Here is a 23387-nt window from a genome sequence, read left to right on the forward strand (position 1 = left end):
GGCGGGCCATATTATTGGACTCGATCCACTATCCCCTCGGAGTATCACTTGCGTCGCACCCTGCTCAAGTCCAAGATCCACCGCGCCACCGTCACCGGCAGCGACCTGAACTACGTCGGGTCCATCACGATCGACGCCGACCTCCTGGACCTCGCCGACATCGTCGAGCACGAGCAGGTCCATGTCGTCGACGTGAACAACGGCGCCCGCTTCGAGACCTACACGATCGCCGGCGAGCGCGGCACGGGCGTGATGCAGATCAACGGCGCCGCTGCGCGCCTGGTCCACACCGGCGACGTCGTGATCGTCATGTCGTACGCCGAGTACGAGCGCGAAGAGGTGCGCGACCACCGGCCCGTCGTGATCAACATCGACGAGTCGACGCCCGGTGCGCGGGCGAACAGCGTGGCACGCGTGCTGACGGCCGCGGGCTGACCGACGTCCGCGGGCAGAGCGCCCCACAACCGACGAAGTCCCGGAAACCGTTCGGTTTCCGGGACTTTCTGGTCGGGATGACAGGATTTGAACCTGCGACCCCTTGACCCCCAGTCAAGTGCGCTACCAAGCTGCGCCACATCCCGTTAGCCCCCGCTTGCGCGCGGACAACTCCCCCATCCTACCCGCTCTGCGGAGGCCTCGCGAACCGACGGACGCCCGGGCGTGGCATCCGTCGATCGCTTGCCGGTGTCGGTAGGGGGCGTTAGCGTCGCCGACATGGCGCACATCACCATCGAGCCGGCCACCGCAGATCGCTTCGACGACGCGCAGCACGCCCTCAGCGGCGGCGGGGACGGTCGCAGCTGCCAGTGCCAGTGGTGGATGATGACGAACGCCGAGTGGCAGAAGACGTCGCTGGAGCAGCGTCAGCAGCTCCTGCGCGACGAGGTCGACGCCGGGCCGCCCCCTGCCTTGATCGCCTACGTCGACGGCGAGGCAGCCGGCTGGGTGCGGATCGGCCCACGCACGAAGCAGGTTCGCCTCGGCCGCACGCGCAACTTCACCGGCGCGTCGGAAGAGGCGTGGGACGACGCGTCGGTGTGGGCGGTGAGCTGCTTCGTCGTGCGCAGAGAGCATCGCAACCAAGGTCTCAACGCGAGGCTGCTCGACGCCGCGATCATGTACGCGCGGGAAAGCGGAGCGCGCGTGATCGAGGCGTACCCGCTCGACCCCGACGCCGGCCGGAAGATCCCCTCGAACGAGCTCTTCCACGGTGTGGTCTCGACGTTCCAGGAGGCGGGGTTCCGTGAGGTCGCCCGCCCCAAGCCGCACCTGGCGATCATGTCGCTCGACCTCGCGGGCTGACCCCGCCCCTCGGGCGAACCCCGAGGGCGCAGCATCCGTTGTGTCAATGCAGCGGTGCCGACTCCCGGCGAACGCGATCGACCTCGAGCACCACGACGACGCCCACGAGCAGCGCGGCGGCCACGACGTACTCCCCCGCGGGCAGCAGACCCGCCAGTGCGATCAGCACCGCGCCGGCGAGCACGGCCGCCGACGCCCAGCGCGACAGCGACGCCCGCAGCAGCACCAGCCACGATGCCGCCACCACGATGGCGATCGGCAGCGTCAAGGCGAGGCCGGCGATCACGGGCGAGATCTCGGTGTGCCCGGTGATCTCGTCGATCTCGACCTCCACCCCCGCCGACACCGCGCCGACCGCAGCGAAGATCACGTAGTGCAGGTAGCCGAACCGGAAGGCCGACTTCCTGCCCTCGAGCCGATGGTGCTGCTCGCGGGAGAAGTACACCCACCAGATGCCGGCGGTGACGACGATGCCCGAGATCGCAAGCGTCACGAGCTCCGAGACGTGCTCGCCCTCGCCGAGCGCGTCGATGATCGCATTCGCCGAGGCGAGCAGGCTCTCACCGAGCAGCAGCAGAGTGAACAGGCCGTAACGCTCGGCGATGTGGTGCGGGTGCCAGGCCGTGCGACCGGAGGCCTCGCCCCAGACCGGCACCAGCAGCTCGAGCGCCACGAGCGCGAAGAAGGTCCAGAACTGCGCCGTCTCGTCCAGCAGGTAGATGCGCGCCACCCACAGCACCTGCACCACCGTCACCCCGAGAGCCATGCGCAGCGCGGTGCGACGGGACTCGGGATCGGATGCTGCGGCCCGCAGCCACTGCGCCACCAGGGCCAACCGCATGATGACGTAGCCCCACGTCACCACGAGGAAGTCGAACTCCACCATCGCGTCGTGCACGCCCGCGGCGAGAACCAGCACGCCGCCCATCTGCACGATCGTGAGCACGCGGTACAGCCAGTCGTCGGTGTCGAATGCGGAGGCGAACCACGTGAAGTTCATCCACGCCCACCAGATCGCGAAGAACACCATGAGGTAGGCGAGCACTCCCTGGCCGACGTGGTCCTCGCTGATGAGGTGATGCAGGTTCTGAGACGCCTGCGACACCGCGACCACGAACACGAGGTCGAACAGCAGCTCCAGCGGCGTCGACACACGGTAGGAGGCCTCCGTGTCGCGCGCGGACATCCGGACGAGGCCCATCCGAGCCAGCACATCGGTCATGCGACGATTATGGTTGCCCTGCGTATCGAGGAGGATCATGCGTCGGCTCTGGATCGTGTTCGTGCCCTACGTCGCGGTGTCGGTCGTGCACGTCGCGGCGCTCGCCGTCGGCTCCGACGCCGTGGCCGCGCCCACGAAGCTCGCGCTCATGCCGCTGCTCGCCCTCGCGGTGGCGTGGGGCGTGCGAGGGTCCCGATGGACGCCCGCCCACACCCTGCTCGTGGTCGCGATCGGGCTCTCGTGGGTGGGTGACGGCGCCGGAACGTTCATTCCGTGGATGCCGACCGTGCCCATGATGCTGCTGTTCTTCGGACTCGCCCACCTCTGCTACATCTGGCTCTTCTGGCGGATGCTGGCCGTGCGCCGCGCCCCGATCTGGGCCGCGGTGTACGCGGTGTGGTGGCTGGTGCTCCTTGCGGTGCTCTGGCCGAACCTCGGCGGGCTCGCCATCGCGGTGGCGATCTACGGTCTCGTGCTCGGCGGCACCGCCTTCGCAGCATCGCGCTGCCACCCACTGATCGTCTGGGGCGGCGTGTTCTTCCTCACATCGGACTCTGTGCTGGCGTTCCGCCTGTTCACGCCTGACGCGATGCCCGATTGGACGAGCCCGCTCGTCATGCTGACGTACTGCCTCGGGCAGGGACTCATCGCCGCCGGCGTGCTGGTGAGCGTGCGGGCACGGAACGTCGCGCAGACGACGGTGGCCACGCGATGACGGATGCCGCGGCCGCTGTCCGGTCGGTCAGGGTCGACGCGTGGCTCTGGGCGATCCGCATCTACAAGACGCGCTCCGCCGCGACGACCGCATGCCGCGCCGGGCACGTGCGCGTCAACGGCGAGCGGGCGAAGGCCGCGCAGAGCGTGAAACCCGGCGACGAGGTGCGGGTCCGCATCGACGGGTTCGATCGCATGCTCGTCGTGCGCGAGCCGATCTCGAAGCGGGTCGGAGCCGCGCTCGTGGCGACCGCCATGGAGGATCACACGCCCCCGCGCGACCCCGCTCCGGTCATCGCGCAACGCGATCGGGGCGCGGGCCGTCCCACCAAGCGCGAACGGCGCGAGATCGACCGCCTGCGGGGCCGCGACGACCAGTGAACGCCCAACACGGCAGCCATCGCCAGGGCGGCGGCAGACAGCGGTTCAGGCCTGCTCGTCCTCTTCGGGTTCGAATGTCGACGGCTCTCCTGTGTGGCCGGCGGCTACGCCGCCGGGGTCGTTGGGGATGGTCCCGTCAGGCCCCAGGCCTCCCGGCTTCGCAGTGCCCTCGTCGTCCGGCTTCGGTTCCTGCGTCTTCCCGGTCATCGGTCGCTCCCCCCGTCGATACGAGCGTCTGTCGGGGCGACAGTAAGCCGCGCGTCAGCGTTGCGGAGCCCGCTTGACAAACGCGCTCGCCCCCTCAGGCGAACGTCTGTCAGCCTCGCGAGGTGAGGGTGGTCGCTGCGGCCGGATCGCAGCGCCGCTCGCCGCTCAGCGAGGCACAGCACGAGCATGATGGCGCACGAGGTCAGGTAGAAGGTGTGCAGCGCCCAGATCGGCCCCAGGGGAAGACTGAACACGTAGAGCGAGTAGACCGCATTCGCCGCGTTGATCATCACGATGCTCGGCAGGCTGTACGACGAGACGTCACGCGTGCGCAGCGCCTTGCCGAGCATCGGCAGGTTGCTGACCGCGAACACGACGGTCGAGACCGTGCCGGCGATCAGCGGGATGTCCATGCCCACACGCTAAGCGGCGGCCCGCGTCGGCCGCGTCGGGCGAAGAGCGCATCTTCGACGGATTACCCGCCTGGGTCATTCTGTGCAGAAGCGCCCGGCGATCACACCAGGCCGTTCTCATAGGCGTACGCTGTCGCGGCCGCTCGGGTCGAGATGCCCAGCTTGCCGAAGATGTTGGCGAGGTGACGCGCGACCGTCTTCTCGCTGAGGGAGAGCTTCACGCCGATCCCGCGGTTGGTGAGGCCCGTAGACACGAGTCGCAGAACCTCCAGCTCGCGGGGGGTGAGCACGCCCCCGCGACGGTGGCCGATCACCAGGGCGAGCTCGGCCACCGCAGGTTCCGCGCCGAGCGCGAGGAACACGGCGCGGGCAGCGTCGAACTGCACGCGCGCCTCCTCCACTTCATCGATCGCGTGCAGGGCGCGGCCCGCGAGAACGCGAGCGCGCGCACCTTCGTACGGTGCGCCGACGGCGTCCCATGCTCGGGCCGCGACGCGCGCCGTGTCCAGCGCGTCCGCCGTCCGTCCCTCCGCGAGCAGCACCCGCGCGTCCGCAGCGGCGATGGCGGCATCGAGCATCGGCGTGGTGGCGGCCCTGCTGCCCTCTCGCAGCTCGTCGACGGCACGACGGGCGGCTCCGTGATCTCCCGCAGCCACCTCGATCTCGACGACGGCAGGCAGCAGGAACCGCCGCGTGATCGTGTCGGCGCCCGCGACGCTGCGGCGGATCTCGTCTTGCGCGCGCTGCGTGCGCCCGAGCGCGAGATGCAGCAGCGACAGGCCCGGCTGCGGTTCCCATCCGGATTCGCCGGCACGCCGGTACGACTCCTCGGCGGAGTGGAACGCGCCGCGCAGCCGGGAGAGCTCCGCGTGCTGGTAGGGCGCGCCCCAGATCGCTCGGTAGTCACCGGCCCGGAAGCGCGCGAGCGCGAACTCGACCGCGGTCGCTGCCTCGGGCCACGCCCCGCGGACGAGCAGGAGCCCGGCCTCGATGGCATGCCTTTGTCCGCTGAACGCGATGAGCTGCGGCTGCTCGGCGCACCATCGCCCCAATTCCGCGGTCCAAGCGGTCGTACGGTCCAGGTCGAAGGCCAGCACGGCGTCGGAGACGGCGCCGCACAGGATGACGCCGGTCGGAAGCGGAGCGACTTCCCCCGCGGCGACTGCAGCGATCGCCTGATCCAGTTGGCGGAAACCCTCGGCGACGGAACCGGACTCGATGAGGGACTTGCCCCAGCCGAATCTGGTGAACACCTCCAGCTCGCGGTCCCCCTCGCGCTGCGCGATCTCGAGGATCTCCTCGAACGCGTGTGCCGCCTCGGTGGGGTTCCCGCTGCCGAGCTGACCGACGGCGGGTGCCATCCGGACGAATCCGCCCAGTGCGCCGGGCTGCGCCATCGCGCCGACGATCCGCATCGCGCGCGCCGCCCACAGCACGCTGTTGGTGAAGTCCCCTTGTTCGATCAGGTTCAGCGCGAGCCATCCCGCCGAGCGCGCGGCGCCCGCGTTGTCTCCCGCACCCAGATGCGCCGAGTAGGCCCTCGAAAGCGCCTCGATGCAGGCCCGCGCTTCGCCGCGGAGGAGCGCCGCCGTGGCCAGCAGCTCCAGATCTGAAGCCCGGAGGCCGTCGCGCGCCTCCACGCGGGCGAGCAGCTCGCACGCGTCGGCCCACCGCCGCTCGGCCACCGCCGTTCGGCCCGCGTCGAGGTCGCTCGAGGAGATCATGCCCCTCCCGCCTCGGACGCACGCCGACTCGGCCGGCGCCGGTGCCCCTCGAATGTTGCCGGAACGGTACCGCCGATCCGGCCGGCCCCGCAAGGAGGTGCGACGCGCGCCGTCGCTGCGCCGTCAGCCCTCGAGCAGACCGAGCAGCCAGCGCGTTCCGCGGACGGCGGCGCCGGCATCCGTCACCCGGTCGGAAAGCGCGCGGTCGCTCGTGACCACCGTCACCCGGCGCCCTGCCGCGACCTCTCCCCGGGCAGCCATCAGGATCGCGTCGTCACCGGATGCCTCGGCCCGTACCACCCCGACTCGCGGCGCGCTCTCCACGCCGCGCGCCTGCCCCTCGACGACCGCGGTCCACCGGGGGTACCAGGTCTGCTCGGGCAGATCCAGGGCGGGCGCCGGCACGCCGCGCGCGGCGAGGTCGGAGATGCGTGCGACCAGGCGGGATGCCGCGCCCGCGCGATCGCGCCACCAGCCGTCGGGCACCGAACCCATGACGTTCGCGACGTCGACGACGACCGCGGGCTGCACGCCGAGCAGGCCGCGCAGCTGTTCCCACGACGCGGCGAAACCCGGGTGAAGCGGATACTGCGTGACCTCGTCGACGGGAACCCATGCGAGCTCGCGACTCTCGGGATCGCTGATCGTGGGCTCGAACGGGACCACCACGTCGCCCACGACCGTGGTGTAACTCCAATAGCCGAGATCGAAGACGCTCAGCACGCGAGGCTGCACCGCCGCAACCGGCACGCCTGCCTCCTCTGCGGCCTCGCGGAGGGCCCCGTCACAGGCCGTTTCGCCCTCGTGACGCGCACCCCCGGGAAGCGCCCAGGTGTCGCCGAAGTGGCTCCACGACACGCGGTGCTGCAGCAGCACGCCCCGCGTGGCGTCGACGGCGAGCAGACCGGCAGCCCCGAACCGCCCCCAGTACCGCTCCCCCGTCGGCGCCACGACCCACGCGTCGCCCGGGTCGCGGGGTCCGTGCGGACGCCGGGGCTCGCCCGGGGCGGGAGGCTCGATCGTCATCCTGCCAGCCTGTCACACCCCGTCGCCGGCGCGGCCGCGATGACCCCGCGTGACCGGGGGTCGCAGCATCCGTCCCGCGCGATCAGCGCTGACGGCGCTCGCGCACGCGCATGTTGATCACGATCGGCGAGCCCTCGAAGCCGTACAGTTCGCGGAGGCGCCGCTGGATGAACCGGCGGTAGCCCGGGTCGAGAAAGCCCGTCGTGAACAGCACGAAGGTCGGCGGCCGCGTCGAGGCCTGCGTGCCGAACAGGATGCGCGGCTGCTTGCCGCCGCGCAGCGGGTGGGGGTGCTCTGCGATCAGCTCGGTCAGGAACGCGTTGAACTTGCCCGTCGGGATGCGCTGATCCCACGAATCGAGCGCCGTCTCGAGCGCCGGGACGAGCTTGTCGAGGTGGCGCCCGGTGCGGGCCGAGATGTTGACGCGGGGCGCCCACGCGACGTGGGCGAGGTCCTGCTCGATCTCGCGCTCGAGGTAGCGGCGGCGGTCCTGGCCGTCCATGTCGTCGTCGTTGAGCCGGTCCCACTTGTTGTACGCGATGACGAGCGCACGACCGGACTCCAGGACGAGATCGATGATGTTGAGGTCCTGCACGCTGATCGGCTGGGTCACGTCGATGACGACGATCGCGACCTCGGCCTTCTCGAGCGCGGCAGACGTGCGCAGCGAGGCGTAGAAGTCGGCGCCCTGCTGCAGATGCACACGGCGACGGATGCCGGCGGTGTCGACGAAGCGCCACAGTTTGCCGCCGAGCTCCACGATCTCGTCGACGGGGTCGCGGGTGGTGCCGGCGAGCTCGTTGACGACCACGCGCTCCTCACCTGCGGCCTTGTTGAGGAGCGACGACTTGCCGACGTTCGGGCGCCCGAGGATCGCGACGCGGCGCGGACCTCCGACCTCGGCCTTGGCCACCGCCGACACGTCGGGCAGCACCTTCACGACCTCGTCGAGGAGGTCGGCGACACCGCGGCCGTGGATGGCGGACACCGGCCACGGCTGGTCGAGACCGAGGTTCCACAGGGCCGCGGCCTCGGGCTCCTGGCGGGCGTCGTCGATCTTGTTCGCGACGAGGAAGACGGGCTTGTTGGCCTTGCGCAGCAGGCGCACGACGTGCTCGTCGGTGGCGGTGGCGCCGACCATCGCGTCGACGACGAACAGCACGACGTCCGACAGGTCGATCGCGACCTCGGCCTGCGCCGCGACCGAGCGGTCGATGCCGCGCGCGTCGGGCTCCCACCCGCCGGTGTCGACGAGCGTGAAGCGGCGGTCCATCCACTCGGCCTTGTACGTCACGCGGTCGCGCGTGACTCCCGGCGTGTCCTCGACGACAGCCTCGCGGCGGCCGAGGATGCGGTTCACGAGCGCGGACTTTCCGACGTTGGGGCGGCCGACGATCGCGACGACGGGCAGCGCCGGGAGGAACTCGATGCCGTCCTCGCCCAGGGCGATGCCCGCGAGCAGCGCCGCGTCCTCGTCGTCGAGGTGGTAGTCGTCGAGGCCGACGCGCAGCGCGACGGCCCGCTGCTCGGCGAGCTCGTCGTCGAGGTCCGCGAGGTTCTCGGCGAGGTGGTCATCGCCGGGCTCGAACTCGTCGAACTCGGTGTTGTCATCAGCCATCTCAGGCTCCTGTCTGCAGTGGGTCGACCGCCGGCACGCTCAGCGCGGCCCGGATCACGCCGAGCACGGCGTCCACGGTCTGGTCGAAATCGAGTGACGTCGAGTCGACGACCTCGACGCCGGGTGCGGCGGTGAGGAAGTCGACGACGGCGGAGTCGGCGGCGTCGCGCTGGTGGAGGGCGGCCGCCACGGTCGCGGAATCGTGCGTCGTCAGCTCGGCGCTGCGACGGGCGGCGCGGATCTCCGGCGCGGCAGTGAGGAGGATGCGGACAGGAGCGTCGGGGGCGACGACCGTCGTGATGTCACGCCCCTCGATGACGACCCCCGGCCGCCCGGAGCGCGCCACCAGCGCCCGGAACAGCGCGTTCACCGACTGCCGCACCGCGGGCACACGCGCGACGCCGCTCACCGCGTCCGACACGCGGGGCTCGCGGATCGCGTCCGTCACATCGGCCTGACCGACCCGCACCCAGTAGGCGTCGGGATCGAGCGAGATCGCGTAGTCGAAATCAGCCGAGACGTCGAGGACGGATGCCGCGTCCGACGTGTCGATGCCGTGCTCGAGTGCGTGCCACGCGAGCGCACGGTAGGCGGCACCGGTGTCGAGGTAGCCATACCCGAGCCGGCGGGCGACCTGCTTCGAGACGCTCGACTTGCCGCTGCCGGCGGGCCCGTCGATCGCGACGACGATGGGGTCAGTCATTGGTGGTGCTCGCAATCTTCCAGCCTCGCGCCTCGAGACCGTCGATCGCCCGGCGCACGGCGCTGGGTACGACGCTGATCTCGGCGAGGCCGAACTGAGCGCCGGGCGAATGCTCCAGGCGCAGGTCTTCCACGTTCACGTCGAGGTCGCCGAGCTCGCCGAACAGCCGTCCGAGCTGGCCGGGCGTGTCGTCGACCATGACGACGACCTGCTCGAAGCGGCGGTTCTGGCCGTGCTTGCCCGGCAGGCGCTCGACACCGTCGTTGCCGCGGCGGATGGTGTCGGCGACGGCACGGCGGGCGCCCGGCGCGTCGGGCTCGCGCAGCGCGTCGGCGACGGCGGTGAGGTCTGCCGCGATCCGGTCCAGCACGTCGACGACCGGCGCCGCGTTCGCGCCGAGGATCTGCACCCAGAGCTCGGGAGCCGACGCCGCGATCCGGGTCGTGTCGCGCACGCCCTGGCCTGCCAGCTGGAGCGACCCGTCGGGGGCGTCGACGAAGCGGCCCGCAAGCAGGCTCGCGACCAGCTGCGGCACGTGCGAGACGAGCGCGACACTTCGGTCGTGGTCTTCTGGCGTCATCTCGATCGGCGTCGCGCCGAGGTCGAGCGCCAGCCCTTCGACCAGCGCGAGATCGGCCGAGGGGGTCTCCTCGTCGCGGCACACCACCCACGGGCGACCGACGAAGATGTCGGCGCGCGCCGAGATGGCTCCCCCGCGCTCGCGGCCCGCCAGCGGGTGCGAGCCGATGTAGTGCGTGAGGTCGACGCCGCGCTCGCGCAGTGTGCGGAGGGGCTCCAGCTTGACGCTCGCGACATCCGTCACGACAGCGCCGGGGTGGCGCTCGAGCTCGCGCTGGATGACGTCGGCGGTGACGTCCGGCGGAACCGCGACGACGACGAGCGACGGCTCGTCGTCCTCGGCGGCCCGGCGACCGGCGCCGTAGTCGATCGCGAGACGCAGCTGCGCCGGCGATGTGTCGTCGAGCGCGACATCGACGCCGCGCGCGGTGAGCGCGTGGCCGATGCTCGCGCCGAGGAGGCCGGCACCGACGATCCGCACCGTGCCCTGCACGCGCGGAGCAAGGGAGGTCGCTGTCACTTATTCCTCCTGTTGACCTGCGGCTTGGCGCGAAAGAGTCAGCAGAGCGCCCCGCTCCACTTTAGTCAACTCGCGGGCGCGCCCGGCTGGCAGCGTTCCCAGGTGCAGCGGCCCGAACTGGCGGCGTACGAGTTCGACGACCGGATGCCCCACCTCGGCCATCATGCGGCGCACGATGCGGTTTCGGCCCGAGTGGAGTGTGAGCTCGACGAGGGAGCCGCCACCCTCGGTGGAGGACGACAGCAGCCGTGCCTTGTCGGCGGAGATCGGGCCGTCCTCCAGGTCGACTCCGCGCAGGAGCCGCTGGATCGTCTGCGGCGTCACACGACCGTCGACCTTGGCGATGTAGACCTTGGTCACGCCGAACGACGGGTGTGCGAGCACGTGGGCGAGTTCGCCGTCGTTCGTGAGCACGAGCAGGCCGCTGGTCTCAGCATCCAATCGCCCCACGTTGTACAGGCGTTCCGGCCACTCCTTCGTGAAGCGGCGGAGGTCGGGACGACCGCGGTCGTCCTTCATGGAGCTCACGACGCCCGTCGGCTTGTTGAGCATGACGTACCGCTTGGACTGGTCGAGCTGCACGGCCGTGCCGTCGACGTCGACGAGGTCGTTCTCGGGGTCGATGCGCGAGCCGAGCTCGGTGACGACCTTGCCGTTCACGCGCACGCGTCCCTCGACGATGAGCTGCTCCGCGACGCGCCGCGAGGCGACGCCCGCGTTCGCGAGCACCTTCTGCAGGCGCACGCCCTCGGTGGATTCGGCGTCGGTCATCGTCGCACTCCTTCGTCGTGGTGGTCGCCGACCTCGTCCGCCCGTGACACCTCATCAGCACCGTCGAGCAGCGGCGAGATGTGCGGCAGCTCGTCCAGCGAGTTGATGCCGAGGTGCACGAGCAGCGCGTCGGTGGTGCCGTAGTTGATGGCGCCGGTCTCGGCATCCGCGAAGAGCTCGGTGATGAGTCCGCGCGCGAGCAGCGTGCGCACGACCGAGTCGACGTTCACGGCACGGATCGACGCGACCTGGCTGCGGGTCACGGGCTGCTTGTACGCGATGACCGCCAGGGTCTCGAGCGCCGCCTGAGACAGCCGCGACGGCGCCTGGCCGCCGACGTACTCGCTCACCAGGTCGTCGAACTCCTCGCGGACGTAGAGCCGCCAGCCGCCGCCGACCTCACGCAGCTCGAAGCCGCGCACGGGTCCCCCGGACTTGCCGTCGTAGTCGTCCACAAGCGTCTCGATCGCCTGGCGGACCGCGGGAACGGGCGCACCGACGGCGGCCGCGAGGCTCACCAGGCTCTGCGGCTCCTCGACGATCAGCAGGATCGCCTCGAGCCGTCGGGCCACGTCGGTCACCGTGACAGCGGGTGAGTCAGCCCCGGCACCAGGGCTTGTCGAAGCATCATCGGTCATAGTCGGCTCCCAGACTGGCGAGATTCTCGTCGCTCCAGCGCTGCGCGCTCCAGCGGAGGGTCAGCTCGCCGAGCGGTTCGAGCTGTTCGAAGGACAGTGCGGCGTGGCGGTACAGCTCCAGCACCGAGAGGAAGCGGGCGACCACCACGCCCGGCTGGCCGACGCCGGCGATGAGCTCGCGGAACGTCAGGGAGCCGGCATCCCGCAGCAGAGTCACCACGATCGCGGCCTGCTCGCGGATGCTCACCAGCGGCGCGTGCAGGTGGTCGAACCCGATACGCGGGATCTCCTTGGGTGTCATGGCCAGCACCGCGAGCGCCGCGAAGTCGTCGACGCTCAGCGACCATACGAGGTCCGGAACGGCGTTGCGGTACTTCTCGTCGAGCCGCACCGAGCGCGTGTGCCGCACGGCCTCGCGGCGCAGGCACCGCTCGAACCACGTCGACACCTCCTTGAATGCGCGGTACTGCAGCAGCCGCGCGAACAGCAGATCACGCGCCTCGAGGAGCGCGACCGATTCGGCGTCGACGAGCTCGCCCTGCGGGAGGAGCCCGGCGACCTTCATGTCGAGCAGGGTCGCGGCGACGACGAGGAACTCGGATGCCTCGTCCAGCTCCTCGCCCGGACCCAGATCGCGCAGATACGCGATGAACTCGTTCGTCACGAGCGAGAGGGAGACCTCGGTGATGTCGAGCTCGTGCTTCGAGATCAGGGTGAGGAGGAGGTCGAACGGTCCGTCGAAGTTCGAGAGCGCGACCCGGAACCCGGAATCCTGATCAGGCGACGGCGCCACGGGCGACCAGCTCCCGCGCCAGCCGCAGATAGGCCTGCGCGGCGGCGTGCTCCGGCGCGAACTCGGTGATCGGCATGCCCGAGACGGAGGCATCCGGGAACTTGACGGTGCGGCCGATCACGGTCTCGAGGACGTCGTCGCCGAAGGCGTCGACCACGCGCTCGAGCACTTCGCGCGAGTGGAGCGTCCGCGCGTCGTACATCGTGGCCAGCACGCCGTCGAGTGTGATGGTCGGGTTGAGGCGGTCGCGCACCTTGTCGATCGTCTCGATGAGCATCGCGACGCCGCGGAGGGCGAAGAACTCGCACTCCAGCGGGATGACCACGCCGTGGCTCGCGGTGAGGGCATTCACCGTCAGCAGGCCCAGCGAGGGCTGGCAGTCGATCAGGATCACGTCGTAGTCGCCCGTGACCTTGCGCAGCGCGCGCGACAGCGTCTGCTCGCGTGCGACCTCGTTGACGAGGTGCACCTCGGCTGCAGACAGGTCGATGTTGGCCGGGATCACGTCGAGGTTCTCGACGCGCGTCTGCACGATGACCTCGTGAGGGTCGCGCTTGCCGTCGAGGAGCAGGTCGTAGATCGTCGGGATGTCGTGGGTCTGGATGCCGAGACCCGCCGACAGCGCACCCTGCGGGTCGAAGTCGACCGCGAGCACCTTGCGGCCGTAGCCGGCGAGCGCGGCCGCGAGGTTGATGGTGGTCGTCGTCTTGCCGACGCCGCCCTTCTGGTTGCACAGCGCGATGATGCGGGCGGGGCCATGACCGTCGAGCTTGGGCGGGGTGGGGAAGCCCTGATAGGGACGACCGGTGGGTCCGATCGGAGTGTCCCCCGTGGCGGCCTTCGTCGCCGCCTGCGTCTTGCCCGCCACCAATGCTCCCGCCTCTGTGCTTCGTGTCCACCGATTCTAGTCACGCCGCGCACGCGAACGTCTGCGGCGCGGCCGTCGCCAGGCTCAGCGGGCGCGCGGATGCGACGTCGCATACACGTCGCGGAGCGCGTCGACCGACACGTAGGTGTAGATCTGCGTCGTCGCCACGGAGGCGTGGCCGAGCAGCTCCTGCACGACGCGGACGTCGGCGCCGCCCTGCAGGAGGTGGGTCGCGAACGAGTGGCGCAGCGTGTGCGGTGACACGTGTGCGGTGAGGTGGGCGCGCTCGGCCGCCGACTGGATGATCAGCCAGGCGCTCTGCCGCGACAGCGGTGCTCCGCGTGCGCCGAGGAAGAGCTTCGGGGTGGACCTCCCCCGGTGCGAGAGCTCGGGCCGCGCGCGGGTGAGGTACGCATCCACGGCTGCGCGTGCGTACGAGCCGACCGGCACGATGCGCTCCTTCGAGCCCTTCCCCCGCACGCGGAGCACATCGCCGTGCGCCGCGTCGTCGACGTCCAGCTGCACGATCTCCGACACGCGCGCGCCGGTGGCGTACAGCAGCTCGAGCAGAGCGCGGTCGCGCATGCCGAGCAGGTCGCCCGCCGCCGCTCCGCGAGTGCCCGACGCGTCGGCCTCGGTCGCCGGCGCCGGGCCCGAGGCATCCAACAGGCTCTCCACCTGCTCGATCGTGAGCGCCTTGGGCAGCCTGCGCGGTTGCTTCGGCGGGCGGAGGCTCGACGACGGGTCGGCGGGCTCGATGCCTTCGCGCGCGAGGAAGCGGTGCAGCCCCCGCACCGATGACTGCAGCCGCGCAAGCGACGACGCAGCCATCGGCGGCTGGGCGGCCGCGCGGTCGGCGATGAAGCTCGAGAGCGTCACCGACGTGACGGCGGCGGTGTCTTCGATGTGCTGCTCGCGCAGCCACTCGGCGTACCCGGCGAGGTCGCGCCGGTACGCCGCGACGGTGTTCTCCGACAACCCGCGCTCGATCGCCACGTGGCGCAGGTACGAGTCCACCGCTCGAGCGATCTGCATGTCAGCCGCCTCCTGTCACGAGGGTCTCACGTCCGGCGGGAGTGTCGGCGAAGTCCGGGAGGTTTCAGGCTCCCGCAGGGTCCGCCTGGCGCAGACGCTCCGCCGCGGCGAGCAGGCCTACCGCGAGGATGCCGTTGCGCAGGCGTCCCGCGAGGATCCCCGCGACGGCGTCGGCGAGCGGCAGCCACTCCAGGCGGATGTCGGCCTCCTCGTCCTCCCGAGCGTGCACCTCGTGCGCGGGGGTGAGGCCGCGCGCGAGGAACAGGTGGACGATCTCGTCGTTCCCGCCGGGGGTGGTGAAGATGCTGACCAGCGGCTCCCACGACGAGGCGAACAGGTCGACCTCCTCGGCGAGCTCGCGCCGGGCGGTCTCGAGCGGAGTCTCGCCGGCCATGTCGAGCAGACCGGCCGGGATCTCCCAGTCGCGGTGGCGGATCGGGTGCCGGTACTGCTGGATCAGCAGCACCCGGCCCTCGTCGTCCACCGCGACGACCGCGGCGGCGCCGGGATGATCGACGTACTGGCGCACGATCTGCCCGCCGCCGTAGGCGACGGTGTCACTGCGCACATCCCACACCCGGCCCTTGTAGACCAGGTCGCTGTCGAGGACGGGCGCGTCGACGGGCTCGTCGGCGAGGAGTTCCTGCGTCACGTCAGGCGACCGTGAGCTCGTCGGGCTCGACCTCGAACAGCTCGCTCGCGCGGTGCCGGTCCAGCGCCGCGCCGACGAGGCCGCGGAACAGCGGGTTGGCGTCCGTCGGACGCGAGCGCAGCTCGGGGTGCGCCTGCGTCGCGATGTAGTACGGGTGCACATCGCGCGGCAGCTCGACGTACTCCACGAGGTCGAGGTCGGGGTTGATGCCCGAGAACACCAGGCCCGCCGCCGCGATCTGGTCGCGGTAGCGGTTATTCACCTCGTAGCGGTGGCGGTGTCGCTCCGACGCGGTGGTGTCGCCGTACACCTCCGCGGCGATGGATCCCTCCGCGAGGGCCGCGGGATAGATCCCGAGACGCATCGTTCCGCCGAGGTCGCCGTGGTCGAGGATGTCGACCTGCTCCTCCATCGTGGCGATGACGGGATGCGGCGTGTCGGGGTCGAACTCGCTCGACGAGGCATCCTCGATCCCGGCGACGTGGCGCGCGTACTCGATGACGATGCACTGCAGGCCTAGGCAGATGCCGAGCGTCGGGATGCCCTGCTCGCGCGCGAACTTCAGGGCGCCGATCTTGCCCTCGATGCCGCGGATGCCGAAGCCGCCGGGGATCACGATGCCATCGAGCGGGCCGAGCGCCTTCGCGGCGCCCTCCGGCGTCTCGCACTCGTCGGACGGGATCCAGCGGATGTTGACGTGCGTCTCCTGAGCGAAGCCGCCCGCCTTGAGGGCCTCGGTGACCGAGAGGTACGCGTCGGGCAGGTCGATGTACTTGCCGACGAGGCCGATCGTCACCTCGTGCTTCGGGTTGTGCACGGCGTTCAGCACGCGCTGCCAGCGCGACCAGTCGACGTCGGCGGCCTTGGACAGCCCGAGCGCGCGGACGATGTACTCGTCCAGGCCCTGCTCGTTGAGCATCGACGGGATGTCGTAGATGCTGGGCACGTCGACGGCGTTCACGACCGCGCCCTCGTCGACGTCGCACATGAGCGCGATCTTGCGCTTGTTCGACTCGGTGACGGGGCGGTCGCTGCGCAGCACCAGCGCGTCGGGCTGGATGCCGATGGAGCGCAGCGCGGCGACCGAGTGCTGGGTCGGCTTGGTCTTCTGCTCCCCCGACGCACCCATGAACGGCACGAGCGAGACGTGCACGAAGAAGACGTTGCCACGGCCCAGCTCGTGGCGGATCTGGCGGGCCGACTCGATGAACGGCTGCGACTCGATGTCGCCGACCGTGCCGCCAATCTCGGTGATGATCACGTCGGGCTTCGGCGTCTCGTCCGCCTGCAGGCGCATGCGGCGCTTGATCTCGTCGGTGATGTGCGGGATCACCTGCACGGTGTCGCCGAGGTACTCGCCGCGGCGCTCCTTCGCGATGACCTGCGAGTAGATCTGGCCCGTGGTCACGTTGGCGGCCTGGCTCAGCTCGATGTCGAGGAAGCGCTCGTAGTGTCCGATGTCGAGGTCGGTCTCGGCCCCGTCGTCGGTCACGAAGACCTCGCCGTGCTGGAAGGGGTTCATCGTGCCCGGGTCGACGTTCAGATAGGGGTCGAGCTTCTGCATCACGACGCGCAGACCCCGGGCGGTGAGGAGGTTTCCGAGGCTGGCCGCGGTGAGACCCTTGCCCAACGAGGAAACGACACCACCGGTCACGAAGATGTGCTTGGTGGTGTCGTTCGAAGTGTCGCCGCGGGAAGAATCAGAAGTCTGCATCACGGGCTTTTATCCTATCAGTGGACTTCGGTGCGAAGGCTGAGCAACTCGCGGGCGTGCGTGAGCGCCGCGTCGGAATCGGGCATGCCCGACAGCAGGCGCGCCATCTCCGCCTCCCGATCGGCGCCATCGAGGCGACGGACATCGGAGGCCGTGACCGAGCCGTCGTTCGCCTTCACGACGGTCAGGTGGTTGGCCGCGAAGGCCGCCACCTGCGCGAGGTGAGTGACCGCGATCACCTGCGACGACTCAGAGAGGCGCGCAAGACGGCGGCCCACCTCGATCGCGGCGGCGCCGCCGATGCCGGCGTCCACCTCGTCGAAGACGAACGTCGGCACCGGATCGACGGCCGCGATCACGACTTCGATCGCGAGCATGACGCGGCTGAGCTCGCCGCCGCTCGCGCCGCGCGAGACGGCTCGCGGCTCGGCGCCGGGATGCGGAGAGAGCAGGATCGCGACGTCGTCGCGGCCGAAGGCGGACTCCGGGCCGGGCGTGACCGAGACCTCGAGGCGGGCATCCGGCATAGCGAGCGCCCGCAGCTCGATCGTGACCGCCGCGCCCAGCCGCGCGGCTGCCTCGGTGCGGGCCTCAGTGAGCGCGGCAGCGGCGGCGTCGAGAACGGCTGCCGCGGCATCCCGCTCCGCCGTCAGCCGGTCGATGCGATCGGAGTCGTCGTCGAGTTCGGCGAGCCGAGACGAGCCGGTGTCGAGCAGCTCGATGGCTGCGTCGAGCGTGCCGTGCGCGCGGACCAGGCCGGCCAGCACGGCGCGGCGCTCTTCGACGGCGGCCAGTTCGTGCGGACCGGATTCGTCCAGGTCGGCCAGGTAGCCCGCGAGGGCCGCGGCGATGTCGGCGACTCGGTAGCCGACATCGGCGAGCTGACCGGCGAGCTCGGCGAGCACGGGGTCGTGCACCCGCTCGAGCGCCCGGCGCGCCTCGGCGAGCAACGCCCCCGCGTCGGGTTCATCGCCCTCGCCGGAGAGTCCGTCATGAGCGGTCGCGGCGGCGACACGGAGCTCCTCGGCGTTCGCCAGGCGTTCGGCGCGAGCCGCCAGCTCGGCGTCCTCGCCGGACTCGGGGGCCGCCTGCTCGATCTCGGCGAGCTGCGCGCGGAGCTCCTCGGCCTCCCGCGCCCGCGCGTCGCGATCGTCGGTGAGCTGGGACAGCTCGCGATCGATCGCGCGCCAGTGCTCGAAGGCGCGGCGGTAGGCGTCGCGCGCCGTGTGGACGGTCTCGCCGCCGAAGCGGTCCAGCGCGTCGCGCTGGGCCGCCGCGGAGCGCAGCCGCAGCTGGTCGGACTGTCCGTGCACCACGACGAGCTCGTCGGCGAGATCCGCGAGCACGCCGGCCGGTGCAGCCCGGCCGCCGACGGAGGCGCGCCCTCGCCCCTCGCTGGAGATCGAGCGCCCGATGTACAGCTCGGCGCGGCCGCCCCCGATCGGCTCGACGTCGCCGCCGGCCTCCCGCACGCGCGCGGCGACGGGTCCGTCCTCGGGGACGATCCACACACCGTCGACCGTCGCCTGAGCCGCGCCGGCACGGACGGCGCCCGAGTCGGCACGCTGCCCCAGCAGCAGCCCCAGCCCCGTCACGACCATCGTCTTGCCGGCACCGGTCTCACCGGTGATCGCCGTGAAGCCCGCTCCGATCGGCAGCGTCGCCTCAGCGATCACGCCGAGGTCGCGCAGGCGCATCTCCTCGATCACGGGGCGACCTCGCTGCCGACGGCAGAGGACTCACGGTCGGCGGAATCGGCATCCGCCGTGGCCCGCTGGGCCTGCGTGGGCATGACGCCGGTGATCGCCGCCGGGCCGCGCCAGCCCTCGACGGGGAGGCGGAACTTGCGCACGAGGCGGTCGGTGAACTGCGCCGGGTGCAGGCGCGCGAGACGCACCGGGCGGTCGGATCGCCGCACGACGACACGTGCGCCCGGCGGCAGGTCGTGTGAGCGGCGACCGTCGCACCACAGGATTCCGGTGCCGTTGGTGCGCTCGAGCACCTCGATCGCGACGGAGTGCTCGGGTCCGACGACGAGCGGCTTGGCGAACAGCGCGTGCGCCGACAGCGGCACCACGGCGATCGCCTCGACGGTCGGCCAGATCACCGGCCCGCCGGCCGAGAAGTTGTATGCGGTCGACCCGGTGGGCGTCGACACGACCATGCCGTCGCAGCCGAACGTCGACAGGGGACGGCCGTCGATCTCCACGACCACCTCGAGCAGTCGCTCGCGGCTGGCCTTCTCCACCGTCGCCTCGTTCAGCGCCCATGTCTCGTAGATGACGGAGTCGCCGGTGTCCTTCACCCGGACCTGGAGCGCCATGCGCTCCTCGACCTCGTACTCCCGCGCGATGACGCGGCGGACGGCCTCGTCCATGTCGTCGCGCTCGATCTCGGCGAGGAAGCCGACATGGCCCATGTTGATGCCGAGGACCGGCGCGCTTCCGTCGCGGACGAGCTCTGCCGCCCGAAGAATGGTGCCGTCGCCGCCGAGCACGATCGCGAGTTCGATTCCGGCCACGGGGACATCGATCCCGAGCACGGCGACGTCGGCCAGTGACGGGCCCGCCTGCACCAGGTCTTCGCCGTCGTCGAGGGCGAGCACCGGGCGGGCGCCGGCGGCGCGGAGCGCTGCGACGACCCGCTCCGCTGCAGCGACCGTGTCGGCGCGATGGGCGTGCGCCACCACCAGGATGCTGCGCTCGGCTCGTGTGTCGGCGTCGTTCATCGGCTCCCCGCCAGTCGGTTCACGGTGCTCAACCATTCTGTCGGATTGCTCCCCCGCCCCGGCGCGAGGTGTGCGATGAACTCGGAGTTGCCGTGCGTTCCGGCGATCGGGGAGGAGACGACCCCGCACGTGCCCAGACCCGCGTCCCACGCCGACCACAGCACCCGCGCGACCGCGTCAGCGCGCAGCACGGGGTTCGTCACGAGGCCCCCCTTGACCGCTGTCCGACCGACCTCGAACTGAGGCTTGATCAGGAGCACGAGATCCGCATCGGATGCTGCGACCGCGCGCGCCGCGGGAAGCACATGCGTGAGCGAGATGAATGACAGGTCACCGGTGATCACGGAAGGCGCCTCGGCGACACCGCTGGCCTCCGCGAGGGCGTCGGGCGTCATGTAGCGGACGTTGAAGCCCTCGACCGACACGACACCGGGATCCTCGGAGACGGATGCTGCCAGCTGCCCGTGGCCGACGTCCACCGCGATCACCGGGTCGGCGCCCCGCTCACGCAGCACCTGGGTGAAGCCGCCGGTGGAGGCGCCCATGTCGAGCGCCACGCGGCCGCGGACCTCGACCTCGAAGGCGTCGAGACCCGCGATGAGCTTGTGCGCGGCCCGGCTGACGTAGTGATCGGACGCCGCCACCTCGATCAGGGCGTCGTCGCCGACGGGAGTGGACGCCTTGACGACCGGACGGCCGTCGACCGTCACGAGTCCATCGGCGATGAGGGTCGCGGCCTGGGTGCGGGAGCGCGCGAGACCCCGGGCGGCGAGAGCGGCGTCGAGCCGAGTCGTCATGACGGGGCGCCGGGGGTCGCCTCGAGGCGACGGGCGAGCGTGTCGTGCAGGGAGTCGTACGCCTGGGCGCGCGTCGCCAGGGGCTGCGCCTCGATCACTTCGAGGGTCGACAACAGGTCGCCGGGCTCGTCGTCAGGCTCGCGGGCTCCATCCATGACCCCAGACTACGGGGCTCGCACGACACTCCCCGCTCGCCGCGGCGGGGGTCAGGGACGGTGGAACGGATCCGCGTACAGGCGCTCCGGCACCCGGAAGCCGAAGATCGCCCGGCCGGTCGACCAGATCGCGGCGGCGCCCGCACGCACGAGATCGATCGGCCGATCGCCTTCGCTGACGATGCGGATGTTGGGGCCGTCGATCGCGACGCGCGCGCCCCGCACCGTCGCCAGGCCGTCCTTCACGTGAACCTCGGGATACGGCTCGTGGAGCTCACGCAGGTCACCGAGGATGTACGTCGGCCGCGAGTTCTCGGGCGCGGCCAGAACGTGCTTCGGCCGGTCCACGCCCGTGAGCACGAGCGCCGAGGGGATGCCGGCGCGGTTGGCGCCGAGGATATCCGTGTCGAGACGGTCGCCGAGGAAGAGCGGATGCTGCGCCCCGAACCGTGCGACGGCCTCCTGGAAGATCGGCACCTCGGGCTTGCCGGCGACGGTCGCAAGCCGGCCGACGGCCGTGTGCACCGCGGACACGAGAGTGCCGTTGCCGGGAGCGATGCCGCGCGCCTGCGGGATCGTCCAGTCGGTGTTCGTCGCGACCCACGGGATGCCGCCGTCCTCTTCGGGCGTCTTGAGCGCGAACGCCGCCTCGGCGAGCTGGGTCCAGCCCACTTCCGGCGCGAACCCCTGCACGACCGCAGACGGCGCGTCGTCGGCGGTGCGCGTGACGACGAAGCCGGCCTTCTCGACCTCGACGACGAGGCCGTCCCCGCCGACGACGAGCACGGTCGAGCCCGGCGCGATCTTCTCCGCCAGCAGCCGCATCGCGGCCTGCGGGCTGGTGACGACCTCACGCGGAGCGGTCGCGAGCCCGAGCTCGCTCAGATGCGCCGCGACCGAGGCATCCGTGCGCGCAGCGTTGTTCGTGATGTAGGCGAGCGAACGCTCATTGCGGGCACGGTTGAGGCTCTCCACCGCGTGCGGCAGAGCGCCGGCACCGGCGTAGACGACACCGTCGAGGTCGGCCAGCACCACGTCGACACCGTCGAGCGGGGCGGGCGTCGCAGCCCGCCGCCCGAACAGGGCCATCAGCGCTCGGCCTCGTCGTCGCGGGGCTCGTCGACCCCCGCCTCGACGAGGATCTCGGCGACCTCGTCGGCGACAGAGATCTCTTCCGCCTCGGTCGCGGAGGGTCCCGGCTCGTCGACGTCGTCGGCGGTCGCGGCCTGGTCGCCGGTGTCGTCAGCGTCCTCGTCATCGTCGAGGTCGATCTCGATGACCTCCTCCACGAAGACCGTCTCCAGATCGTCGACACCGGAGGCGGCGTCGATCGCTTCGGCGGCGACCACGGCGCGTCGCTGCCACTGGGCGGCCTCGTCCGTGCGGCCGAGCTCCTCGAGCACGGCGGCACGAGCGGCGAACAGGGCGGGGCTCCACTCGAACGCGCGATCGGGGTCGAGTTCGGGGATGTCGAGTTCCTGAAGCGCACGTTCCGGTTCGCCGAGGTCGAGACGGGCACCCGACATCGCGATCGCCAGCTCTACCCGCACAGGCGTATCGAGGGTGGATCGGTCGACGGCGCGGCCGACCTCGAGCGCACGATCCGCCCGCCCGACGCCGCGCTCGCTGTCGACCATCAGGGCGATCTGATCGTCGCGCCCGGAGATGCGGCGGTAGGTCCGCAGCTCGCGCAGGGCGAGAGCGAAGTCCCCCGTCGCGTAGGCGGTGATCGCGAGCGTCTCGCGGACGACGGCGATGCGCCCCGCACGGCGAGACGCCGAGAGCGCATGCTGGTGCGCCAGGGCCGGATCCTCGTCGATCAGCTGCGACGCCATCACCAGGTGACGCGCGACATCCTCGGCGTTCTCCTTGCTCAGCGTCTTCAGCTCGTTGCGCGCGGCAGGCGGCAGATCGCGCCCGGTGACATCCTCGGGAATGACCGGGTCGTCGTGCCGAGCGCGGACCGGGCGGATCTCGCCCTCGCGAACGGCACGATCGGGGCGGTTCGCTCCCCCGCGCGTCGGGCGCGCAGCGCGCTCCGACGGTGTGCGGTCGCCGTCGCGCTTCGCGTACGGCTTGCGGTCGCCGTCGCGCTTCGCGTAGGGACGGTCACCGTCGCGCTTTGCGTACGGCTTGTGGTCACCGTCACGCTTCACGTAGGGACGGTCGCCGTCGCGCTTCGCATAGGGCTTGTGGTCGCCATCGCGCTTCGCGTACGGCTTGTGGTCACCGTCACGCTTCGCGTAGGGTCGGTCGCCGTCGCGCTTCGCATAGGGCTTGTGGTCGCCATCGCGCTTCGCGTACGGCTTGTGATCGCCATCGCGCTTCGCGTACGGCTTGTGGTCACCATCACGCTTCGCATACGGCTTGTGGTCACCGTCACGCTTCGCGTAGGGGCGGTCACCGTCACGCTTCGCCCACGGGCGATCGGCGTCACGCTTCGCATATGGCTTGTGGTCACCATCGCGCTTCGCGTACGGCTTGTGGTCACCATCGCGTTTCGCGTACGGCTTGTGGTCACCGTCACGCTTCGCGAACGGCTTCCGGTCGCCGTCGCGCTTCGCGTACGGCTTGCGGTCAGCGCCGGACGACGTGGGCTTCCCGCTGGATCGGTCGCGCGGCGCGCGTCGATCGTCGCGCGGCTCCTGCTCTGGCATTCTTCGATCCTCCTGGATGCGGGGGGTGTGGGCAATCGGGCGTGTTAACGCGAAATGGCCACCCTGCGTTGGGTGGCCATTTCGTGAAGGGGTGTCCGGCGGTGTCCTACTCTCCCACAGGGTCCCCCCTGCAGTACCATCGGCGCTGAGAGGCTTAGCTTCCGGGTTCG

25 protein-coding genes, 1 tRNA gene and 1 rRNA gene are annotated in these 23387 nt (G+C 70.9%); 4 read left to right on the forward strand and 23 right to left on the reverse strand.

The features are described from left to right. Positions 1–48: 48 nt before the first annotated feature. Positions 49–435 carry an aspartate 1-decarboxylase gene (panD, locus tag JNB61_RS04035; protein WP_220292412.1) on the forward strand — a complete coding sequence of 129 codons (387 nt, stop codon included), beginning with the start codon at positions 49–51 and terminating at the stop codon, positions 433–435. 69 nt (positions 436–504) lie between these two features. On the opposite strand, the gene JNB61_RS04040 is transcribed toward panD, so the two are convergent. Continuing rightward, positions 505–581: transfer RNA gene (locus JNB61_RS04040), tRNA-Pro, on the reverse strand. Positions 582–714: 133 nt separating this feature from the next. On the opposite strand from JNB61_RS04040, the gene JNB61_RS04045 reads away from it, so the two are divergent. Next, positions 715–1302 (forward strand): GNAT family N-acetyltransferase, encoded by a 588-nt coding sequence (locus tag JNB61_RS04045; RefSeq protein WP_159844837.1) that lies wholly within the window; start codon positions 715–717, stop codon positions 1300–1302. Between the two features lie 43 nt (positions 1303–1345). Here JNB61_RS04045 and JNB61_RS04050 read toward each other — a convergent pair whose 3' ends face one another. Continuing rightward, a complete protein-coding gene (locus JNB61_RS04050; RefSeq protein ID WP_220292413.1) occupies positions 1346–2524 on the reverse strand; it encodes a low temperature requirement protein A in 1179 nt (392 codons plus the stop codon). A 37-nt stretch (positions 2525–2561) separates the two neighbouring features. Here JNB61_RS04050 and JNB61_RS04055 point away from each other — a divergent pair, with 37 nt between their 5' ends. Together JNB61_RS04055 and JNB61_RS04060 are read left to right on the forward strand one after the other, a co-directional pair. Continuing rightward, positions 2562–3239, forward strand: a complete 678-nt coding sequence (locus JNB61_RS04055) for a lysoplasmalogenase (RefSeq protein WP_220338799.1) — start codon at positions 2562–2564, stop codon at positions 3237–3239. Then, positions 3236–3619: an RNA-binding S4 domain-containing protein gene (locus JNB61_RS04060; RefSeq protein WP_220338800.1), complete on the forward strand. Its 384-nt coding sequence runs from the start codon at positions 3236–3238 to the stop codon at positions 3617–3619. The genes JNB61_RS04055 and JNB61_RS04060 overlap by 4 nt, the downstream gene beginning before the upstream one ends. A gap of 45 nt (positions 3620–3664) precedes the next feature. Here JNB61_RS04060 and JNB61_RS04065 read toward each other — a convergent pair whose 3' ends face one another. From JNB61_RS04065 to rrf, 21 genes are all read right to left on the reverse strand, one after another. Continuing rightward, complete coding sequence (locus JNB61_RS04065; RefSeq protein ID WP_220338801.1) at positions 3665–3826, reverse strand: hypothetical protein; 162 nt, start codon at positions 3824–3826, stop codon at positions 3665–3667. Beyond that, positions 3823–4239: a hypothetical protein gene (locus JNB61_RS20440; protein WP_308291197.1), complete on the reverse strand. Its 417-nt coding sequence runs from the start codon at positions 4237–4239 to the stop codon at positions 3823–3825. Before JNB61_RS20440 ends, JNB61_RS04065 begins: the two co-directional genes overlap by 4 nt. Before the next feature lie 101 nt (positions 4240–4340). Continuing rightward, positions 4341–5963, reverse strand: a complete 1623-nt coding sequence (locus JNB61_RS04075; protein WP_220292419.1) for a LuxR family transcriptional regulator — start codon at positions 5961–5963, stop codon at positions 4341–4343. A 123-nt stretch (positions 5964–6086) separates the two neighbouring features. Beyond that, complete coding sequence (locus tag JNB61_RS04080) at positions 6087–6989, reverse strand: NUDIX domain-containing protein (RefSeq protein ID WP_220338802.1); 903 nt, start codon at positions 6987–6989, stop codon at positions 6087–6089. A gap of 82 nt (positions 6990–7071) precedes the next feature. Continuing rightward, positions 7072–8607, reverse strand: a complete 1536-nt coding sequence (der, locus tag JNB61_RS04085; protein WP_159844852.1) for a ribosome biogenesis GTPase Der — start codon at positions 8605–8607, stop codon at positions 7072–7074. A gap of 1 nt (position 8608) precedes the next feature. Then, positions 8609–9310, reverse strand: a complete 702-nt coding sequence (gene cmk, locus JNB61_RS04090; protein ID WP_159844855.1) for a (d)CMP kinase — start codon at positions 9308–9310, stop codon at positions 8609–8611. Next, positions 9303–10409 (reverse strand): prephenate dehydrogenase, encoded by a 1107-nt coding sequence (locus JNB61_RS04095; protein WP_220292428.1) that lies wholly within the window; start codon positions 10407–10409, stop codon positions 9303–9305. The genes cmk and JNB61_RS04095 overlap by 8 nt, the downstream gene beginning before the upstream one ends. Continuing rightward, on the reverse strand, positions 10410–11180 hold the full coding sequence (locus JNB61_RS04100) for a pseudouridine synthase (protein ID WP_220292432.1): 771 nt from the start codon (positions 11178–11180) through the stop codon (positions 10410–10412). It lies immediately after the preceding gene. Continuing rightward, on the reverse strand, positions 11177–11818 hold the full coding sequence (gene scpB, locus JNB61_RS04105; protein ID WP_220338803.1) for an SMC-Scp complex subunit ScpB: 642 nt from the start codon (positions 11816–11818) through the stop codon (positions 11177–11179). The genes JNB61_RS04100 and scpB overlap by 4 nt, the downstream gene beginning before the upstream one ends. Continuing rightward, positions 11808–12611: a segregation and condensation protein A gene (locus JNB61_RS04110; protein WP_159844863.1), complete on the reverse strand. Its 804-nt coding sequence runs from the start codon at positions 12609–12611 to the stop codon at positions 11808–11810. The genes scpB and JNB61_RS04110 overlap by 11 nt, the downstream gene beginning before the upstream one ends. Next, positions 12595–13479: a ParA family protein gene (locus tag JNB61_RS04115; RefSeq protein ID WP_220292447.1), complete on the reverse strand. Its 885-nt coding sequence runs from the start codon at positions 13477–13479 to the stop codon at positions 12595–12597. Before JNB61_RS04115 ends, JNB61_RS04110 begins: the two co-directional genes overlap by 17 nt. Positions 13480–13563: 84 nt before the next feature. Continuing rightward, complete coding sequence (gene xerD, locus JNB61_RS04120) at positions 13564–14514, reverse strand: site-specific tyrosine recombinase XerD (RefSeq protein ID WP_220292449.1); 951 nt, start codon at positions 14512–14514, stop codon at positions 13564–13566. Between the two features lie 64 nt (positions 14515–14578). Further along, positions 14579–15166 (reverse strand): NUDIX domain-containing protein, encoded by a 588-nt coding sequence (locus JNB61_RS04125; protein WP_220338804.1) that lies wholly within the window; start codon positions 15164–15166, stop codon positions 14579–14581. A 1-nt stretch (position 15167) separates the two neighbouring features. Beyond that, on the reverse strand, positions 15168–16880 hold the full coding sequence (locus JNB61_RS04130) for a CTP synthase (protein WP_220292451.1): 1713 nt from the start codon (positions 16878–16880) through the stop codon (positions 15168–15170). A gap of 17 nt (positions 16881–16897) precedes the next feature. After that, positions 16898–18589, reverse strand: coding sequence for a DNA repair protein RecN (gene recN, locus JNB61_RS04135; protein ID WP_220292452.1), 1692 nt, complete (start codon positions 18587–18589; stop codon positions 16898–16900). Next, entirely contained in the window at positions 18586–19608 is a 1023-nt protein-coding gene (locus JNB61_RS04140; protein WP_223214570.1) for an NAD kinase, read from the reverse strand. The genes recN and JNB61_RS04140 overlap by 4 nt, the downstream gene beginning before the upstream one ends. Continuing rightward, positions 19605–20405 (reverse strand): TlyA family RNA methyltransferase, encoded by an 801-nt coding sequence (locus tag JNB61_RS04145; protein ID WP_220338805.1) that lies wholly within the window; start codon positions 20403–20405, stop codon positions 19605–19607. The genes JNB61_RS04140 and JNB61_RS04145 overlap by 4 nt, the downstream gene beginning before the upstream one ends. Continuing rightward, positions 20402–20560, reverse strand: a complete 159-nt coding sequence (locus JNB61_RS04150; protein WP_220292455.1) for a hypothetical protein — start codon at positions 20558–20560, stop codon at positions 20402–20404. The genes JNB61_RS04145 and JNB61_RS04150 overlap by 4 nt, the downstream gene beginning before the upstream one ends. A 51-nt stretch (positions 20561–20611) precedes the next feature. Then, positions 20612–21649 (reverse strand): HAD-IIA family hydrolase, encoded by a 1038-nt coding sequence (locus tag JNB61_RS04155; RefSeq protein ID WP_220338806.1) that lies wholly within the window; start codon positions 21647–21649, stop codon positions 20612–20614. Beyond that, a complete protein-coding gene (locus tag JNB61_RS04160) occupies positions 21649–23217 on the reverse strand; it encodes a primosomal protein (protein WP_220338807.1) in 1569 nt (522 codons plus the stop codon). The genes JNB61_RS04155 and JNB61_RS04160 overlap by 1 nt, the downstream gene beginning before the upstream one ends. Positions 23218–23310: 93 nt before the next feature. Further along, positions 23311–23387: ribosomal RNA gene (gene rrf, locus JNB61_RS04165) — 5S ribosomal RNA — on the reverse strand; the annotation flags it as partial.

The organism is Microbacterium ureisolvens, from assembly GCF_019511645.1.
Lineage (GTDB): Bacteria > Actinomycetota > Actinomycetes > Actinomycetales > Microbacteriaceae > Microbacterium > Microbacterium ureisolvens_A.

What these genes read in the sequence shown, in the direction of transcription:
- JNB61_RS04045 (WP_159844837.1), top strand. Translation starts at nt 715, where the DNA reads ATGGCGCACATCACCATCGAGCCGGCCACCGCAGATCGCTTCGACGAC.
- JNB61_RS04050 (WP_220292413.1), bottom strand. Translation starts at nt 2,524, where the DNA reads ATGACCGATGTGCTGGCTCGGATGGGCCTCGTCCGGATGTCCGCGCGC.
- JNB61_RS04055 (WP_220338799.1), top strand. Translation starts at nt 2,562, where the DNA reads ATGCGTCGGCTCTGGATCGTGTTCGTGCCCTACGTCGCGGTGTCGGTC.
- JNB61_RS04060 (WP_220338800.1), top strand. Translation starts at nt 3,236, where the DNA reads ATGACGGATGCCGCGGCCGCTGTCCGGTCGGTCAGGGTCGACGCGTGG.
- JNB61_RS04065 (WP_220338801.1), bottom strand. Translation starts at nt 3,826, where the DNA reads ATGACCGGGAAGACGCAGGAACCGAAGCCGGACGACGAGGGCACTGCG.
- JNB61_RS20440 (WP_308291197.1), bottom strand. Translation starts at nt 4,239, where the DNA reads ATGGACATCCCGCTGATCGCCGGCACGGTCTCGACCGTCGTGTTCGCG.
- JNB61_RS04075 (WP_220292419.1), bottom strand. Translation starts at nt 5,963, where the DNA reads ATGATCTCCTCGAGCGACCTCGACGCGGGCCGAACGGCGGTGGCCGAG.
- JNB61_RS04080 (WP_220338802.1), bottom strand. Translation starts at nt 6,989, where the DNA reads ATGACGATCGAGCCTCCCGCCCCGGGCGAGCCCCGGCGTCCGCACGGA.
- der (WP_159844852.1), bottom strand. Translation starts at nt 8,607, where the DNA reads ATGGCTGATGACAACACCGAGTTCGACGAGTTCGAGCCCGGCGATGAC.
- cmk (WP_159844855.1), bottom strand. Translation starts at nt 9,310, where the DNA reads ATGACTGACCCCATCGTCGTCGCGATCGACGGGCCCGCCGGCAGCGGC.
- JNB61_RS04100 (WP_220292432.1), bottom strand. Translation starts at nt 11,180, where the DNA reads ATGACCGACGCCGAATCCACCGAGGGCGTGCGCCTGCAGAAGGTGCTC.
- scpB (WP_220338803.1), bottom strand. Translation starts at nt 11,818, where the DNA reads ATGACCGATGATGCTTCGACAAGCCCTGGTGCCGGGGCTGACTCACCC.
- xerD (WP_220292449.1), bottom strand. Translation starts at nt 14,514, where the DNA reads ATGCAGATCGCTCGAGCGGTGGACTCGTACCTGCGCCACGTGGCGATC.
- JNB61_RS04130 (WP_220292451.1), bottom strand. Translation starts at nt 16,880, where the DNA reads ATGCAGACTTCTGATTCTTCCCGCGGCGACACTTCGAACGACACCACC.
- JNB61_RS04140 (WP_223214570.1), bottom strand. Translation starts at nt 19,608, where the DNA reads ATGAACGACGCCGACACACGAGCCGAGCGCAGCATCCTGGTGGTGGCG.
- JNB61_RS04145 (WP_220338805.1), bottom strand. Translation starts at nt 20,405, where the DNA reads ATGACGACTCGGCTCGACGCCGCTCTCGCCGCCCGGGGTCTCGCGCGC.
- JNB61_RS04150 (WP_220292455.1), bottom strand. Translation starts at nt 20,560, where the DNA reads ATGGATGGAGCCCGCGAGCCTGACGACGAGCCCGGCGACCTGTTGTCG.
- JNB61_RS04155 (WP_220338806.1), bottom strand. Translation starts at nt 21,649, where the DNA reads ATGGCCCTGTTCGGGCGGCGGGCTGCGACGCCCGCCCCGCTCGACGGT.
- JNB61_RS04160 (WP_220338807.1), bottom strand. Translation starts at nt 23,217, where the DNA reads ATGCCAGAGCAGGAGCCGCGCGACGATCGACGCGCGCCGCGCGACCGA.